A 1,330-nucleotide genomic window follows, 5' to 3' on the forward strand; every position below is an offset into this window, starting at 1 on the left:
ACGCCCGCACCCACGCCGGCCCCCACGGCCGCGCCGACGCCCGCGCCCACGCCGGCCCCCACGGCCGCGCCGACGCCCGCGCCCACCGCACCGTCGGCCGGCAACGGCAACACCACCACGCGCACGACGCTGCCCCCTCCTCCGCCCGTCGCCGCGCCGGCTGCGGCACCGGCCAGCGCCGGCGCACTCGCGAAAACGACCGATGCCTCCGCCCCGACCCCGCCGTCCGCGGGGAACGGCAACGACACCACGCGAACGACCTTGCCGCCGGCCCCTCCGCTCGCTCCGACAGGGACTGCGCCATCGCCCAGCCCGGCGCCCACGGCAGCACCAACGCCGGTTCCGACGCCCGCACCCGCGCCGACGCCGGCACCCGCACCGACCGTGCTGGGCACCCAGTCGCTGGACGCCGAGAGCCGAGACTTCGTCAACACGGCCGCAGAGAGCATCGCGAACCGGTTGATGCAGGGCAAAGCCGCCCAGTTGCTGCCGCTGACACGCGTTCGCCCGCTCGTCGAGATCCGCTCCGCGGGCGACCTCACGCTGGCCGCCGACTGGAATCTGCCACTGCTGCTGGCCGGCGACCGCGCGGTGACGCCGCATGCCGCGGAGACCGCGGTCACGCTGCGGGCGGCCGGCTCCCTGTTCGTCAAGTACGGCCTGAGCAGCGGCTTCGCGCCGTCGCAAGCCAGCACGGCAGGCAATCTGGACGCCTGGGTCGCGAGCAGCGCCCTGGCCGGCGGCCTTCGCCTGGTGGCCGGTGCCGACAACGGTTCGGCCGACGCACTCGCCGTCCGGCTCGACGCACCGAACGCGCAATTGAACATCGGCCGCACGTCGACCGGCACGACCCCGCCCACCGTGACCGTGCGCAGCACCACCGGATCGCTACAACTCGCGTCCGCGGGAGACGTGGTGCTGGCCAACATCGGCGCCAAGGTCTATACGACCGGCGTCCCGGTGTCCGACCAGAACGCCGTGGGGCTCGTACCGCCCGCGCCGCCGTCACCCACACCGGCCCCCACGGCCGCACCGACCCCGGCTCCCACACCGGCACCGACCGCAGCCCCGACGCCCGCGCCCACGCCGGCTCCCACGGCCGCACCGACCCAGGCACCCACACCGGCGCCGACCGCAGCCCCGACGCCCGCGCCCACACCGGCCCCCACGGCCGCACCGACCCCGGCTCCCACACCGGCACCGACCGCAGCCCCGACGCCTGCGCCCACACCGGCCCCCACGGCCGCACCGACCCCGGCTCCCACACCGGCACCGACCGCAGCCCCGACGCCTGCGCCCACACCGGCCCCCACGGCCGCACCGACCCCGG

General features: G+C 76.9%; 1 protein-coding gene and 1 pseudogene. One reads left to right on the top strand and one right to left on the bottom strand.

Annotated elements, in window-relative coordinates; all coding sequences use genetic code 11:
- Positions 1-323: pseudogene (locus tag NYP07_RS23895) on the bottom strand (hypothetical protein); the annotation flags it as partial.
- A 61-nt stretch (positions 324-384) separates the two neighbouring features.
- Here NYP07_RS23895 and NYP07_RS23900 point away from each other — a divergent pair.
- The coding region (locus NYP07_RS23900; RefSeq protein ID WP_268154717.1) for a hypothetical protein at positions 385-1,330 on the top strand (946 nt) is incomplete at its 3' end.

Source organism: Pelomonas aquatica, assembly GCF_026712205.1.
GTDB classification, from domain to species: Bacteria; Pseudomonadota; Gammaproteobacteria; order Burkholderiales; family Burkholderiaceae_C; genus Pelomonas; species Pelomonas aquatica.